Raw genomic sequence first — 15,815 nt, 5'->3', positions numbered from 1 at the left:
GGAGCCAGAAATCGGCTCCTTCCATCGATCGGTTTTCCTCCTACCGATCTTATCCCTTTACACTTCCAACGACAAGCCCATGAACGAAATACCGCTGCAGGAACGGATACACAAGCAGGATCGGAATAACGGACAAAAAGATCTGGGAAGCTTGAGTGGTTCTATCCGATACCTGACTTAAGAGCGTCGCATCCTCCAGCGTCATCATCTCGCTCTGAATCATCGTCACCTGCTGTAACATGGACTGAAGATATGTGGCCAGCGGATAACCTTCCGGACTCTTCATGTAGATCATGCCATCGAACCAGGCATTCCAGTGACCCACCATGGCGAACAACGTAATGGTCGCGATACTGGGAAGTGAAATAGGAAGGTAAATGCTGCATAGGGTTCGGAAATGTCCTGCCCCATCCATCCAGGAAGCTTCTTCAAGCTCCTTCGGCAGTCCTCGGAAGAAGTTAAGCATTAAAAGTACATTAAAGATCGGAACAGCGCCTGGCAAAATCAAAGCCCAGATGGAATCCAGCAGCCCCGCTTCCTTAACCACCAGATAACCCGGAATCAGTCCTCCACTGAATAACATGGTGAATACGAATATCCAGGCATAGAACGTTCTTGAACGGAATTTGGCAGCCTCTTTGGAGAGCGGATAAGCTACGAGAATGGTAAAGATCAGATTGGTCGTAACTCCCAGAACTACACGAAGAAGGCTTGTACCGAATGAGTTCAGGAATTGCTGATTTTCCAGAATGTATTGATAAGAAGACAATGTGAAATCCACAGGCCAGAATGTGACACTGCCCGCTTTGACCGCATCACTCGAACTAAATGAAATCGCTAATATATTCACAATCGGGAACAGGCACAACAAGGCAAGAATCGTCAGGATGACGTAGTTAAACCCTAGGAACCACCGATAGGCTCTTGAAGCATGGTGCATGACTCTGCCTCCTTTCTAGAATATCCGATAATTCGCGAACCGATAGGCCAAGAAATAACCAAGTCCGATAAAAATGAAAGACACGACGGATTTGATTAGACCCAACGCTGTCGATACGGAATACTGTGCATCCTGCAATCCGATCCGGTAGATCATCGTATCCAGGATATCTCCTGATTCATATACCAATGGGTTATAGAGGTTGAACACTTGGTCAAAGCCACCATTAAGTACGTTTCCCAGACTAAGCGTTACCATCAAAATCACGATCGGGCGAATGCCTGGCAGTGTAATATGCCATGTCTGTTTCCATCTTCCCGCACCATCCATAACAGAGGCCTCATACAGAGATTTATCAATATTCGTGAGGGCAGCCAGATAGATAATGGTCCCGAATCCGAACTCTTTCCATTGGTCTGTGATGACAAGTATGTAAGGGAACCACTCGTTACTGGCCAGGAATTGAATTGGGTCAATCCCTACGGCTTTCAGCAACATATTAACGATACCGGTGCTTGGAGATAACACATCCACGATGATTCCCGCCAGAATAACCCATGAGAAAAAATGAGGCATATAGATCACGGTCTGGATCGTTCGTTTAAACCCTGTCTTGCGAACCTCATTGAGCAATAAGGCCACAAGTACGGGAATTACCAAGCCGGACACAATTTTCATCGTTGATATAAATACCGTATTCCATACAACCTGCGAGAACCCCGGCAGATCGAACAGGTACCTGAAATTGTCCAAACCCACCCAATTCATATTTTTGAATCCGGCAATGGGAGAGAAATTCTGAAAGGCAATAGAGAGCCCCGCCATCGGAATGTAACCGAATACAATAATAATGAGCAGGCCAGGCAGAATCATGAGATGAAGCGGAACGTTTCGGATAAATTGTTTGTAGTTGGAACGCATAAGCTGACTCCTCCTTCAACATTTATTATAGGAGCAGCCAGATCACGGCAATAGTGTGGGCTATTTACTTTGGGTATCTTTTGTTGACTCTCACCCCTGGAACGTCAAAAAACCGCGATAAACGCGGTCTCTTGTTCACGATATGAATTTAATTCAGAATATCCATCACCAATACATTCACTGAATGAGCTGTTAAGTTAACGACCACCGATGTATCCGACAGTGTAATCTCCTGTTCTTGGGGAACCACTTTCTCATCATTCTTCTGATTCACATTCGGAATATGCACCAAATGATCTTCTCCAGTAAGTGTGATCAGTCTGGCTGAAGCATTAACCTTCAGATCCTGAAGGCAAATCCGGGTTGATTTATCCACACCATCTGCATTCACCAGTTTCACATACACATGCCCTGTGTCCTTCGTAACAGAGTGGAATACTTCCCGGTTGTAAGCTTCCAGCTTGTAATCCAGAACCTTGCTGGTATTACGTCCGTCTGTATAGGAGCAAACCAGATTCTTTCCTGTATCTCCACCATAGTTAACCGTGATTGTATAATGGGTTCCATTCTCGAGTGGTTCATAGTTGGCCGCTCTCAGGTTACCTGCTGCCGAGCTGGATGAATAGTCTCCCAGTGTATAACCCTCAATCCCTTGTTTGTACACCTTCACGCCTGTTGCGTTCCCGCCGTAACTAATTGCGTACTCGATAACATCCTTGTTCTCAGGCGAGATATCCGTCAGTCCCACACCGATGTAAAAACCATCCTCACCTGAAATTCTTTCAGCCTCAACGTGAACTTTGTAATTGGTCCATTCGTCATTCAGCAGATACAATCCATTCAATCCACTTGATTGTGCCTTCAAAATGAGTCCTTTTCCTGCGGTTAACGCATATCCTTCCGATCCGGGAATCTGTCTCCATGCCTCACTAGGCTCTGTACGTTCCCTGAAATCTTCATCAAACATCAAACTGCCATCCACATTGGACGTCACTGTAACTCGTTTCACCACGATGTCTGCATGACCCGTTGCAATCTCGATACCTCCACGAGGAATGAGATTCAACGGTTTGCCTTTGCTATAGGTGGAGAATGAAGTCTCAAGCACCTGATCCCCTACATATTTTGCAAAAAGCTGCTGTACATAATAATTCGGTGTATACCACACGGTTTCATCATCAAACCAGATGCAGTCTGGCGTCCAGCGGTAAGTACCGTCCGTTAGTACTTTGTTGAACAATGGCGCATAGGCAGCCAAACGAACAACGTCTGCATTATTTTCAAATCCAGTCATGATCGCAGCTTCTGCGACCGCTCCTGCCAGCGTGTTTTTGTCCGTGGAAGCATATTCTCCAACAAATACTTTGGATGTTTCTTTCCAATCGATACTTCCGTCTTCAAGATAAGCCCGGTCACAGTAGTTGTATCGATCCGCGTTATTCAGCAAATATTCATTGGAGCGGTAGTAGTGCTCATCTGCAATGGTGTCCATATAATTGTCCTGATTCTCATACCAGGTTACCGTCTCCTCAATCACCTCAGCACCATCTGCAAAAGCAACCTGAGCTGACCCGGTGAGGTTCCCACTGAGGAATTTCCATCCTTCTTGGTACGCATCATCATCCGCCTGAGCTCCAACCGTCGAGATAATGTGCAGCTCATGATCAGGATAGTTCTGTTTCATGTACTCATCTATCGAACGTTTGAATACTTCGAAGTTGACAAAAAATTCAGTGCCCCAGTTCTCATTGCCTACGCCCAGATAACGAAGATCAAACGGTTCAGGATGTCCCATCTCGCTTCGTACCGCTGCCCATTCGTTGTGTTCAAAGTCTGTACTGAGCGCAAAGTCAATCAGATCTGTAAAGTTGCGGATATAATAATCTCTTAAAGCGCCACCCGCAGGGTGAGCATAATCCGAGCGTGCCTGACACAACACACCGCAAGCCATGACTGGAACTGGAGCGGCATTGAGATCTTCCGCCAGTTGGAAGTACTCCATATAACCGAGGCCCATCGTCATCATGTAACCCCAGACATTGTAATTTTCTTTGCGGAGCTCAACCGGACCCACAGAATCCTTCCAGTCGTATACGTTATCCCAGATAAAAGATCCCTCCGAGATACATCCTCCCGGAAAACGCAAGAACTTTGGATGCAGATCTGCGAGTGCCTGGATTAGATCTTTTCTCAATCGATAGTTCGGATTACCTGTGTAGTTGGCATGTGCTGTAGTCGATATTCCCTCTTCTGTCGGATCAGCTCCCCATACATTCTGAGGGACTAAGGACACCATATCGATGGAGATGTCACCTGCAAACGTAAGTGCCAGTTGACCAAGTACAGTCTCCGTTCCGATCAGAGACAGACCGTATTTCTTCCATGTGTTCCCACCTTCAACATGCAGCGTTACCGAATCACTGATGGAAGTGTCACTTCCATCCTGCAATTGAACAGTGATCGTTCCTGCCGATTCTGCTTTTGCCCATACTGTAAAGTCATATGTTTCAGCCTGCTTGATGGACATGGCACAATGCTGGTTGGAGTCGGAGAATCCACGATTCCGAATCGTCGCCCCATCCTGAACCGTTACATAATAAGCATTTACTTCAGGGTCTTCCACGTTAAAGTGAACGTTCAGTCCATCCGTATACTTTACAAGCATCTTCTCCGTATCGCCTGACCAGGCAAACAAAGGTTCACGATTTCGACCTGTCGAACAACCACATTCTCCAGAGTCATGCGAGTACGTATCAAATGCAAAAGATTCAAATGATCGATTCTGAACAAGCTCTGCATAGATTCCGCCATCTGCCGCGTTGTTAATATCCTCGTAAAAAAGTCCATACATGACTTCACTGATATCAGCCACCTTCTGATCTCCATGGATGGTGACGGTATAGGGAGCTACATGTGCTGGCACAACAGACACGTCAAAGCTTTGGCTCAGCTTACGATCACCTCTGTTCAGAAGCGCACGGAGCGTAACCTCTTGTGCTGATGTGATCACCTGAACTTCTCCGCTCTCGGACAAGACTTCCGGCTTACTGGAGATCCATTCAACAGACACTTTACCACCCAGCAAGTCTGCAGGTAATGATACATCCTTGGTGATGATTCGGTTGGGGAAGGACAAGTACTTGTCCGCCGCAAGCTTCACAATCGCTTCATCTGTCAGTGATTCACACATCACTTCAATGACTTCATCCATGGTGAGCGCTGCCCCATAGATCCGAAAGTCGGATAACGAACCTGCAAAGTCCACATCCGCTGCATACTGGGAACGTCCAATATAATTCTGGCTATAATTCTCAGGATCGGTGAACGAATCAAACCATTCGCGCAATTTGGCATAATTGCCACTCGACGTCTGACTGATCGAGCCGTCTGCGGCCTTCTCCCCGTTCACATATACAATTGGACCCGCACTGCTCAACGTTCCCCCTTGGCTACCTGCCACGGAGAGCGCAATATGCAGCCATTCTCCACTTGCAACTCCTCCACTTGGGTGGACAACCAGATTATCGCCGGCATATAACGTTCCCAAGAGCTGACGTGTCAGAAACAAATACGGCCCCTTCTCCCCTTTGCCAAAGTCAAAAATGCGTTCCCACACATTAGACCCCTTGCCCAGAAACACCCAAGTGGCAATCGTGATTCCCGTGTTATCGCTTACATCACGAAGCAGATTCGAGGGTAATTGCAGATAAGAAGTTCCATTCGCTCCCCCGTTGAAAGTCACCGCCGTTCTGCCTTTCAACTCGGATATCACAGGCGGGATCTCGCCTTTGGTTATACCATCATGGCCCTTACCGGAGCTGTCCTTCCCGATCTGAACGGTATCTTCAAACGTGTATTGTGCAATTAATTGATTTTGATATGTGCTCATGTTCTTACCTCCTATGTAGTTGGAAATTGTCGGTTCACGCTTTTGATTCGCATTAATATAAAATGATTGATAAATAGTTAAACACATTTCTTAAACGTAATAATATCGCATCATCGATCCCCATTTCAATCCTAAATTTGAGAAAGACAACTGGTTTATTTGAATGTAATGACCTTTATCGGCTCTTCCCGTCTCTTATTTATATTTATTTTTACTCTTATAAACATTACATTTATGGTTTACAAACATATAAATCAATTGATAATATAACAAATGAAAGCGCTTGATATAATGAAATACTCAAAGGAGGTCTGCCGAACCTTTTATCGTGTGTTGCCAAGTATCGGTTGATTTTTCATTCCGGGGAATAGGAAAGGGGAAACGTATGAAACGTTATTGGGTTCGCGTACTTAACATTTCTGTACTAAGCACCACTTTACTTACTGCAACAACTTTGGCGCCAGTCTCGGTGTTCGCAAATGGTTCAGGGGAAACCGTGGGTAACTCGCAGAGTTCCACCACACCTATCGCTAATCCTGCTCCAACATTTAAAAATGTTTCCGTTCATGACCCTTCTGTCATTAAGGTGGATGATACGTTTTATATTTTTGGTTCACATCTGCAGGTGGCTAAGTCCAAAGACTTTCTGAACTGGGATCTGGTCGCCTCCGGCGTTACAGATAACAACCCTGTTGTCCCCAATGTAACCAAGGAATTCGCTGAAGCGTTGGAGTGGGCGCAGACGGATACGTTATGGGCAGCAGATGTCATTCAATTGGCGGATGGCAAGTTTTATATGTACTACAATGCTTGTAAAGGGGACTCTCCGCGATCAGCGCTCGGCATTGCTGTCGCAGACAATATCGAAGGCCCTTATAAGGATCAAGGCATTCTGTTGAAATCCGGCATGTGGGATCAGATCAGTGAGGATGGTACCATTTACGATGCAACGATTCATCCCAATGTGGTCGATCCGGATGTCTTTTATGATAAAAACGGCAAGTTATGGATGGTGTATGGCTCGTATTCCGGAGGGATTTTCATTCTGGAGATGGATGTAACGACAGGTAAACCACTGTCGAATCAAGGTTATGGCAAAAAGCTGACCGGAGGCAATCATAGTCGTATTGAAGCACCTTATATGCTCTACAGTCCCGAAACCGATTATTATTATCTGTACCTGTCTTACGGTGGACTAGGTGCTGATGGAGGATACAACATTCGTGTTGCTCGCTCCCAAACACCGGATGGACCTTTCCTCGATGCGGAAGGAAACGATATGATCAACGTTAAAGCGGACAAGGATAAACCGTTGTTTGATGATCGTTCTATTGAGCCTTTTGGAGTCAAATTAATGGGGAACTTCCTGTTCGAGAGACAGATCGGTGATCCGGGCACAGGCCTAGGTAGCGGTTACGTATCGCCAGGGCATAACTCTGCTTATGTTGATCCGGAGACTGGCAAACAATTTCTCATCTTCCATACTCGCTTTCCTGGGCGTGGCGAAGAGCATGAAGTTCGCGTACATGAGATGCAGATGAATGCAGATGGTTGGCCCGTTGTTTCTCCATATCGCTATGCGGCTTTGGGAGAGGATACAACGCAACTGACAACTCAGGATATCGCTGGTCAGTACCAATGGGTGAATCATGGTAAGGACATCACGGCGGACATCAAGCCATCCCAGACGGTTCAGTTCACGGCAGATGGGCAGATTCATGGTGCCGTGACAGGAACATGGAGTCTTGGTACAGACAACAAGGTTCAGATCACTTCGAATAACGTTGTGTACAAAGGCGTTTTCACACATGAATGGAATTCGGAATCTCAAAGTACGCTTCTGACCTTTAGCGCCCTCTCCTCCTCCGGGATAGCCATCTGGGGAAGTCAAGGTGTTGAACGGAGTGATCAGGACATTGTAGATGCGGTAAAGAAGGATCTGAGCATTAGCAGTACGGATCATGTGTTCTTCAACCTATCTCTGCCTACCAAGGGAACAAGTGATGCAGAGATTACGTGGAAAAGCTCCAATGCTTCGGTTCTATCCACTACAGGTGTAGTACAGCGACCTCGCGCCGGTAAGGGCGATGCCAAAGTGAAATTAACCGCAACGATTCGTAAAGGAACTGCGGTAAGCTCCAAAACGTTTAACGTTATCATTCCACAGCAAGCGGTAAGCCCATTGCTCGGGGAGTATACTTTTGAACACAAGAAAATTGGCAAAGTCGCACAGGATTACAGCAAAAACGAATATCACGGACAAGCCTTTAACGTGGTCAGTTCTGCTACTAGTGGCAAAAATCAGGCTGCTACATTCAATGGGACAGACAGTTACATTCAGTTACCTGGACTCATTACAGATACAACGGATTTCACGTTTAGCGCCTGGGTCAATTGGGATGGCGGCGGGTCCTGGCAGCGTATTTTCGACTTTGGAAATGGTTTAACGAGGCATATGTTCCTCACGCCCTCCCAGCATAATGGAGCATTACAATTCACCATTCATAATGAGGGACGGGATCAGAGCCTGATTGCATCAAATCCACTGCCTTCCAAAGAGTGGGTTCATGTCGCTGTAACCCTTCAGGGTGATGTGGGTACTCTGTATGTGAATGGTACATCGGTTGCAAGCAGCTCTGAGATTACTTTTAACCCGAAAGATCTGCAGGTAACGGAAGCTTATGTAGGCAAGAGTCGTTATACGTCTGATCCGTTCTACAAAGGCAGTCTGGATAACGTAAGAGTGTATGATAAAGCATTAACAGCCAAGGAAATACAGCGTCAGGCTAAAGAAAAGCCATAAGTTAGAGTCCTATCATAGGCGTTGGACTCCATAGCGAACAAACCTATAAAGCAGCCAATGTTTTGAACTGAACCCTTTGTGAGACACGACACGACTAACGAGGGAGTTGCAGTTCATTACATCAGGCTGCTTTATTGTCATTCCTTTCATGTATGCATTTATTCGTTCATCGTTCGTTACATTCACAGATGGATCTTTGCATCTCACTTCGAATAATGAATGACCATGTTGAATTTGTTCGTCTTAGCACCGGAGTTAACGTAGGCGTGAGGCTTGTCCGCTCCAAAACGGATCGACTCCCCTGAACTCACCGTATAATCTTCCGCCCCTACTCTAATCGTAACTTCACCTTCAAAGACCGTAATAAACTCTTCCGTACCTTCGATATGCGGTTCAGCTTTCAACTCAGACTTGGGGTCCATCTCCATCATATATATTTCAAAGCGGCGTCCTTCTTCAAAAGGAAAATGCGGATAAATCCGAACCCTTCCCTCATCCTCCATCAATACTTGAATATCATCCCCCGTTACAACGGTTGTATCTGACTTCGGCTCGTGAATCAAAGCAGTAAAGGAAGTTTTCAGGCCATTAGCAATCTTCCATACGGTTGCAATGGATGGATTGGATTCACCACGTTCAATCTGACCAAGCATGGTCTTGCTAATACCAGACATTTCGGCGACCTTGTCCAGACTGAGTTTTCTTTGTTCCCTAAGCTGTTTCAGGTTCTGAGCAAGAATACTATTAATGTTTTTCAAAAATCCATCCTCCTCATTTCATAATTTTGTTGTGCTATATAACGTACATGTTGTACAATAATAAAGATCGTACGCTATAACGTACATTTGAGTTCATTATATCACACAACTAAGAAAACGTGGAGGAACCATGAACATTATACCTTTAGTGACCTATGCCATCATTGCTTCATTTACACCCGGACCCAACAACATCATTTCCATGACGCATGCCAGAAATCAGGGGTTCCTCAAGACCCTTCCTTTTATTAGTGGAGTTGCAACCGGCTGCCTGCTTATTATGTTTCTGTCCAGTTATTTCAACCTTATTCTTCATCAATATATTCCCAAGATCGCACCCTTATTGAACGTGTTAGGGTGTGTGTATATGCTCTATCTGGCTCTCAAAATCATGCGAAGTAAACCTGCAGATTCGCAAGAAAACAAGGTTAATCATTATTCATTTCTATTTGGGTTCACCCTGCAATTCATCAATCCCAAAGTCATTCTGTATGGGCTTACTGCCATATCCGTTTTTGTTCTGCCTCTTGGGCAGTCCCATGTACAATTAATTGTATATTCCTTGCTGCTCACCTTCATCGGTATTAGTGCCAATATGACCTGGGCGTTTGGGGGCATGTTATTCCAGAGCTTTTTATTAAGATACGAGCGTCCTGTTAATATCGTCATGGGTATGTTGTTAATTTACAGTGCACTATCAATACTGATGTAAAATGCAATAGAAAAAGCGTCCACTCATTCAATGAGCTGAACGCTTTTATTTTTTTATCCTAATTCCGGTCTCCACCATGGATGTGTAGGATAATCCTCCGTATGAAGCACAACCTTCTCGCCGATTTTGGGAGTTGCAATCTTTACGTTCAAAGCATGTGCAGCCTTCGTGATTCGTTCAACCGGTTCATTCCAGGCATGATAGGCCAGCGTAAATGCGGCCCAATGAATCGGGATAAGCAACTTACCCCCTACATCCAAATGCGCTTGCACCGTCTCTTCCGGCATCATGTGAATGTTGGACCACCGCTCGTCATATTGCCCACATTCCATCAAGGTGAGGTCAAATGGACCGTATTTACTGCCAATTTCTTTGAAATGAGGACCGTATCCGCTGTCACCACTAAAGAACACCTTTGTATGTTGTCCAGCGATAACCCAGGAACACCATAAGGTAGAATTTCGGTCGAATAATCCTCTGCCCGAGAAATGGCGCGCTGGCGTGCAAGCCAATGTTAGACCTTTGAACGATAACTCATCCCACCAGTTATGCTCGGTAATCTGTTCCGAAGGCACACCCAGTTGAATCAGTCGCCGACGTACCCCAAGCGGTACGATAAATCGCTTTGTTTTATCCTTCAATCTGCGAATGGAGTCATAATCCAGATGATCATAATGGTCATGCGATATAATGATTGCATCCAGCGTTGGGAAATCCTCCGGTTGAATCGGTAGATTGGTGCTGTATCGTTTGGTACCCACCCAGGATACGGGAGATGGACGATTACCCAGCATCGGATCAAAGAGTAACCTGTGCCCTTCAATTCCAAGCAAAAAAGCCGAATGTCCGAACCATGTAACCTGTGGATTATCGGATGCACTAAAGGTTTCAGCAGGTTCACATATCTCCATAGGCATTACGCCCACTGGCCTCCGCTCTACATTTCCACGCATGGAATCTCTCAATATACTGATCAGGGACTTGAAGTTCATTCCGGCAGATGTCGGAATCTGGTTTTCGTATTTTGTCATTGTGCATACCTTCTGTTCTATATAATCAATCTATGGTTCAACTTTTGATTAAGATATATTCAACTATATCAGTTGAACTACACATTAACACTAGAACGTAGAGGACAGAAATTACCTGAAGAAGCGGAGCGTTCGCCTTTATCACCAGATTTTCACCTTTATAAAAGTGAATCAAAAAAATCTGGGGATAACAGCGATCGGAAGGTTATTCTGTCATCGGAGTGAGCAGTGTAAATATTCTTTAGTTCAACTTATATCGTAGCTATATATTAATTCATTGGCCGTTGATATACAATTTTCACTAGAACACGCCCATTCCCCATGATCGGAAATAAATTCAATTAAGATAGAATTAAGACTCTGTTTTCTCTCCTATAAGATTGGGCATATATGATAGAGAAAATACATGGAGAGTATGTGAGAGAACATGAAGAAATGGCGCAAAAGATTAGTTAAGTTTTTGATATTTGACCTCGCGGTAATTCTGTTGCTTCTGGGTACTGGCGTGATCTACCAACAAGTGGGTTTAAGGCAGGATGCCAAAACACTCGTCCCCCCTGGTAAGCTGTACGAAGTCCATGGAGACAATATGCATCTATATACTGGTGGAGAAGGCGATGTAACAGTCGTACTCGCCTCTGGCTGGGGGACCGCTAATCCCTATGTAGATTATTATCCATTATATGAAAAGCTTGCTCCCAACACAAAATTCGCTGTATATGACCGATTTGGCTATGGATATAGCGATCAGACCGATAAAAAACGTGATGTCGATACCGTAGCTGAAGAATTACACGAGTTGTTGCAGGTATCTGGACAGAAGCCACCTTATGTATTAGTTGGACATTCGCTCGGCTCGCTGGAAACCATCCGTTTCGCACAAAAATACCCTGATCTCGTCAAGGGTATCGTCATGATTGATGGCGGAAGCCCCGAATATTATTCGAATGACGATGACTCTTTGGCAGACACAATTGGTGGTTTTGCGAATAAATTCCGTATCCAAACCGGACTATTCCGCCTCTCCATGCAATCTGACATGGTTGTCGAAACTTCTAATGCCAATCGTAATGAACTGAAACTTGTACCCGATGATCTGAAAAAATTGGATACAACTGCGCTGTTGCACAACTATGGTAATGTGAACACGTTGGATGAATTACGTGAAATAGCTGCCAATGCCAAAGTGGTTGTAGATCACAAACAAACCTTACCGTTTCCACTCACCATACTGACGGCTGATTACCTTGGTGCAAGTGAACCCGAATGGGATAAATCCCAAGTAGAATTCAAATCTTGGTCAGATGAATCTAAACAGGTAACTATTAAAGATACCGATCATTACATCCATCAATATCGCCCTGATATCGTTGCGGATGAGATATTGGCCCTGGTGAAGAAGTAACGTACACCCTGCTAAAGTAAGGCTATGTTATATCATAAAAGAAACCCCAAAGATTCTCTAATATCTTTGGGGTTTCTTTTATGATTTATTGTGCTATCGCTAGTCTTGGCCGTTGGGACCTGAAATCGCTGAAAGCTTGTTCGATCTCTAATGAAGTCAACTGGTGACGATAAAAGTACTGTTTCATCGCCTCCATTTCGGTACAATCGCCATTGTAGATGTTATCAATTCTTCGAATGACCTGGTTATATAAGTTCTCACGTCTGGAGTTTACAGGCTCACACAACCAAAAGTTCGTTCTTTTCACATCACCTGTCTTGGTCCAGAGCAGATTCTCATAACGGATGACATCCCAGTCCCAATATCCAGCATGAATCTGCTGAAGTTCCGTCGTAAACATATCGTATATCAAGTTGGGAGGAATGTGTCCATAGGTTACACGGTACTCTTTCAGTTTGAATGCTTCAATCCACTCTGTCAGGGTGTACTCCCCTGGTGAATACGCATACAATTTAGGTGCATAAGAATTACTCTGCAATGCCCTAAGTGCCTCACTTTCCATCTCCCCATCCAATCTTGCCCGTGAAGCATATACCTTGAGACAATAGTCTTGCAATCTATATACAACCGAGCTATTACTAATAAGCGATGCCTGTAGAGTGAGATGGCCGTTTTTTTCGTAGTGCAACAGCATCTGTTCAATGTTATTACCAATGGGATTGATGATGATCATAATGAAGTCTCCTTGATTAAAAATAAAATATAAACCGTTTTCGAATTGGTTAAAAGTTGTACTATTACATTCTATATTACCCTTTTATATTAGTATGAACATATACAATTTTGCCGGAACATGAAGTATTTGCTCTGAAATTCATTCTTTAAACCGCTGTATTCCGGCTACATTTTTACTCTAAAGGCTGTAACCCGTTTCACGTCAACACCAAAAAAGATAGAATAAATACGCAAAAAAGCGATGCGTCCCTAAAGTTAAGGATACATCGCTCTTATACAATATCTAATTATTATTGTTAGTTAATGGATTAATGCATAGGACCTTGTTGTCCTGGCGTTGATCCTACTTTGACCCGTTTCACGAAGAGTGAAGTAATCAGACCGATAATCGACAGAACTAATGCGAATACAAACGCATTCTGTACACCTGACGTGAAACCTGCCAGTTGATTTTCTGGACTTTCCGGGTTCGCCACTCCGCTCAAAAAGCGGGATTGTCCTGCGCTCAGTATACTTACCGCAACAGCCGTACCGATCGCTCCGGATACCTGTTGCAACGTATTCATGATGGCAGTACCGTGAGGATAATACTCACGTGGCAATTGGTTCAGACCATTCGTCTGTGCAGGCATCATAATCATCGAGATTCCGACCATCATGAACACATGCAGCGTAATAATTTTGGCCAGTGTTGTTGTAGGTGTAATTCCAGTGTACATGAAGAGTACAACCGTTACGACAGCCAGACCAATAATCACAAGCCACTTCGGACCAAACTTGTCAAACAGTCGGCCCATGACCGGAGACAGTAAACCATTCAGCAGACTACCCGGCAATAGAACCAGTCCGGCAGTTAACGCTGTAACGGCCATACCTTGTTGCAGATACATTGGCAGGATCAGCATGGATGACAGCATCATCATCATACAGATGAATATCAGGATCAAGCCAATCGTAAACATCGGATATTTGAACGCTCGCAAATCCATCATTGGCTGTTTCATTCTCAACTGACGGATACTGAATAACAGCAAGGACAACACACCAATAACGAGAGTGGCAACAACGACCGGACTCGTCCAGCCTCCGCCAGTTTCTCCATGTCCCCCTGCACTACTGAATCCGTATACGATACCACCAAAACCAAGGGTAGAAAGGATAATGGACAGTACGTCAATTTTGGGCTTGGTCAATTTCGAAATATTTGGCAAGAACAACAAGCCGCATACCAGTGAGATAATGAAGAACGGCAAGGAGATCCAGAAGATCCAATGCCAGCTCAGATTAGCCAGAATCAGACCGGAGATACTCGGACCACTTGCTGGTGCAAACATGATAACCAAACCGATCAATCCCATGGCCGCTCCACGTTTTTCAATCGGGAAAATAACCAATATGGTGTTAAACATCAGTGGCAACAATAGCGCTGTACCTATCGCCTGCAGTACTCGTGCCACCAACAGAATTTCGAAGCTAGGTGCAAGTGCAGCAACAAATGTTCCTGCAATCGAGAAAATCAAAGATGTTGTAAACAGCTGTCTTGTGGTAAACCACTGCAACAGCATACCGGATACCGGTACCAGGATTCCCAACACAAGCAAGTAACCTGTAGTTAACCATTGAATCGTTGTAGGACCTACTTCCAGTAGAGCCATAAGTGGCGTCAATGCCACGTTTAATGCCGTTTCTCCAAACAGACCAATAAAGCCGCTCAGCAGCATTGCGAACAAAATCGGAAATACCTTGTATTGCTTTGTTTCTTGTTGATTCTGTGCAGAACCAGCCTTCATGGAAACCTCCACGATCCCATCCTCCTCAAACGTATCGAACTTTCTTTTTCTCTGTCTCTTGGTATAAATTATTGAATCTGTTTGGCGTTCTTCGTCACAACCGACAAATACTCAGCAGCCGTCAGCAGAGGCTGTTTATCCTGATTCGTCAGGCTGATAATCAGTGCTCCCTCCATCAAAGAAATGATCAGAAGTGCCGTCTCCCGCGCCTTCTCTTCACCAACGCCATCCAGAATCATATGTTTCTTAATGACATCCTGCCAATCTGCAAATACACCCTGACATGCAATACGCAACTGCTGACTAATACACGATGTCTCCACAGCTGCCCAGAAGCTGAATGGCAGAAATCCGGTAAACCCGGCTGCTTCTGTTTCATGAGCCAAATCATGAATAAATCTCTGAATGGCATCCCCCGTATTGTCGTGGGCTGCAAATGTTTTCTCAAATGTCTGCAAGATATGTTCATTGGCTTTTTGAATACACTCGTGCGCGAGCTCTTCCTTGCCTTGCGGGAAATAATGATACAACGACCCTTTCGGCGTACTACTCTCTTTGATGATCTGATTCAGACCGGTCGCATGATATCCTTGTGAAAAAAACAGTCTCGCTGCTGTGCTGACAATAGACTCTCTAGCATTAGACTTTTCACTCAACGAAAGCCACTTCCTTCAAATAATTATAACAATCGGTCTATATAATTAAACTCGTTCAGATAAGGACTGTCAATCATTTTTATTTCAAATTTTAATGTAAACGCTAACAGTTCAGGAGTGAGAAAATGAACCGAGCGACGGCTCATGGTCAGATCATGATAACAGCCGCTAATTT

Annotated in this window: 11 protein-coding genes; 3 read left to right on the top strand and 8 right to left on the bottom strand. The window is 44.6% G+C overall.

All coding sequences use genetic code 11. From position 1 onward, the window contains the following. Positions 1-49: 49 nt before the first annotated feature. The 3 genes from MHI52_RS14040 to MHI52_RS14030 all read right to left on the bottom strand — a co-directional run bounded on the left by MHI52_RS14040 (position 50) and on the right by MHI52_RS14030 (position 5,750). Complete coding sequence (locus tag MHI52_RS14040) at positions 50-940, bottom strand: carbohydrate ABC transporter permease (RefSeq protein ID WP_127545810.1); 891 nt, start codon at positions 938-940, stop codon at positions 50-52. Between the two features lie 15 nt (positions 941-955). Further along, complete coding sequence (locus MHI52_RS14035; RefSeq protein ID WP_047842804.1) at positions 956-1,861, bottom strand: sugar ABC transporter permease; 906 nt, start codon at positions 1,859-1,861, stop codon at positions 956-958. A gap of 148 nt (positions 1,862-2,009) precedes the next feature. Beyond that, positions 2,010-5,750 carry an alpha-L-arabinofuranosidase C-terminal domain-containing protein gene (locus MHI52_RS14030; protein ID WP_405159241.1) on the bottom strand — a complete coding sequence of 1,247 codons (3,741 nt, stop codon included), beginning with the start codon at positions 5,748-5,750 and terminating at the stop codon, positions 2,010-2,012. A gap of 385 nt (positions 5,751-6,135) precedes the next feature. Here MHI52_RS14030 and MHI52_RS14025 point away from each other — a divergent pair, with 385 nt between their 5' ends. Next, positions 6,136-8,553, top strand: a complete 2,418-nt coding sequence (locus tag MHI52_RS14025; RefSeq protein WP_405159240.1) for a family 43 glycosylhydrolase — start codon at positions 6,136-6,138, stop codon at positions 8,551-8,553. A 203-nt stretch (positions 8,554-8,756) separates the two neighbouring features. Here the strand turns inward: MHI52_RS14025 and MHI52_RS14020 are convergent, their stop codons facing one another. Continuing rightward, entirely contained in the window at positions 8,757-9,311 is a 555-nt protein-coding gene (locus MHI52_RS14020) for a helix-turn-helix domain-containing protein (protein WP_036608360.1), read from the bottom strand. Positions 9,312-9,441: 130 nt separating this feature from the next. Between MHI52_RS14020 and MHI52_RS14015 the strand changes: the two genes are divergently transcribed. Continuing rightward, positions 9,442-10,023 (top strand): LysE family transporter, encoded by a 582-nt coding sequence (locus MHI52_RS14015; protein WP_405159239.1) that lies wholly within the window; start codon positions 9,442-9,444, stop codon positions 10,021-10,023. Positions 10,024-10,076: 53 nt separating this feature from the next. Here the strand turns inward: MHI52_RS14015 and MHI52_RS14010 are convergent, their stop codons facing one another. Beyond that, positions 10,077-11,054: an MBL fold metallo-hydrolase gene (locus MHI52_RS14010; RefSeq protein WP_405159238.1), complete on the bottom strand. Its 978-nt coding sequence runs from the start codon at positions 11,052-11,054 to the stop codon at positions 10,077-10,079. 427 nt (positions 11,055-11,481) lie between these two features. On the opposite strand from MHI52_RS14010, the gene MHI52_RS14005 reads away from it, so the two are divergent. Further along, positions 11,482-12,459, top strand: a complete 978-nt coding sequence (locus MHI52_RS14005; protein WP_405159237.1) for an alpha/beta fold hydrolase — start codon at positions 11,482-11,484, stop codon at positions 12,457-12,459. A gap of 85 nt (positions 12,460-12,544) precedes the next feature. On the opposite strand, the gene MHI52_RS14000 is transcribed toward MHI52_RS14005, so the two are convergent. The 3 genes from MHI52_RS14000 to MHI52_RS13990 all read right to left on the bottom strand — a co-directional run bounded on the left by MHI52_RS14000 (position 12,545) and on the right by MHI52_RS13990 (position 15,640). Beyond that, entirely contained in the window at positions 12,545-13,192 is a 648-nt protein-coding gene (locus MHI52_RS14000) for a hypothetical protein (protein ID WP_405159236.1), read from the bottom strand. Positions 13,193-13,502: 310 nt separating this feature from the next. Next, complete coding sequence (locus MHI52_RS13995; RefSeq protein WP_074096886.1) at positions 13,503-14,984, bottom strand: DHA2 family efflux MFS transporter permease subunit; 1,482 nt, start codon at positions 14,982-14,984, stop codon at positions 13,503-13,505. Positions 14,985-15,052: 68 nt separating this feature from the next. Continuing rightward, positions 15,053-15,640: a TetR/AcrR family transcriptional regulator gene (locus MHI52_RS13990; protein ID WP_405159235.1), complete on the bottom strand. Its 588-nt coding sequence runs from the start codon at positions 15,638-15,640 to the stop codon at positions 15,053-15,055. Positions 15,641-15,815: the final 175 nt, after the last annotated feature.

Source organism: Paenibacillus sp. FSL H8-0283, assembly GCF_045040675.1.
In the GTDB taxonomy this organism is placed as follows: Bacteria; Bacillota; Bacilli; order Paenibacillales; family Paenibacillaceae; genus Paenibacillus; species Paenibacillus amylolyticus.
The sequence above is the reverse complement of the archived record's forward strand: the minus strand, read 5'-3'. Positions and strand labels throughout refer to the sequence as shown.

Excerpts from the sequence above, each read along its gene's own strand:
- MHI52_RS14005 (WP_405159237.1), top strand. The coding sequence starts at position 11,482 with ATGAAGAAATGGCGCAAAAGATTAGTTAAGTTTTTGATATTTGACCTC.
- MHI52_RS14015 (WP_405159239.1), top strand. The coding sequence starts at position 9,442 with ATGAACATTATACCTTTAGTGACCTATGCCATCATTGCTTCATTTACA.
- MHI52_RS14030 (WP_405159241.1), bottom strand. The coding sequence starts at position 5,750 with ATGAGCACATATCAAAATCAATTAATTGCACAATACACGTTTGAAGAT.
- MHI52_RS14000 (WP_405159236.1), bottom strand. The coding sequence starts at position 13,192 with ATGATCATCATCAATCCCATTGGTAATAACATTGAACAGATGCTGTTG.
- MHI52_RS14025 (WP_405159240.1), top strand. The coding sequence starts at position 6,136 with ATGAAACGTTATTGGGTTCGCGTACTTAACATTTCTGTACTAAGCACC.
- MHI52_RS14035 (WP_047842804.1), bottom strand. The coding sequence starts at position 1,861 with ATGCGTTCCAACTACAAACAATTTATCCGAAACGTTCCGCTTCATCTC.
- MHI52_RS14040 (WP_127545810.1), bottom strand. The coding sequence starts at position 940 with ATGCACCATGCTTCAAGAGCCTATCGGTGGTTCCTAGGGTTTAACTAC.
- MHI52_RS13995 (WP_074096886.1), bottom strand. The coding sequence starts at position 14,984 with ATGAAGGCTGGTTCTGCACAGAATCAACAAGAAACAAAGCAATACAAG.
- MHI52_RS14010 (WP_405159238.1), bottom strand. The coding sequence starts at position 11,054 with ATGACAAAATACGAAAACCAGATTCCGACATCTGCCGGAATGAACTTC.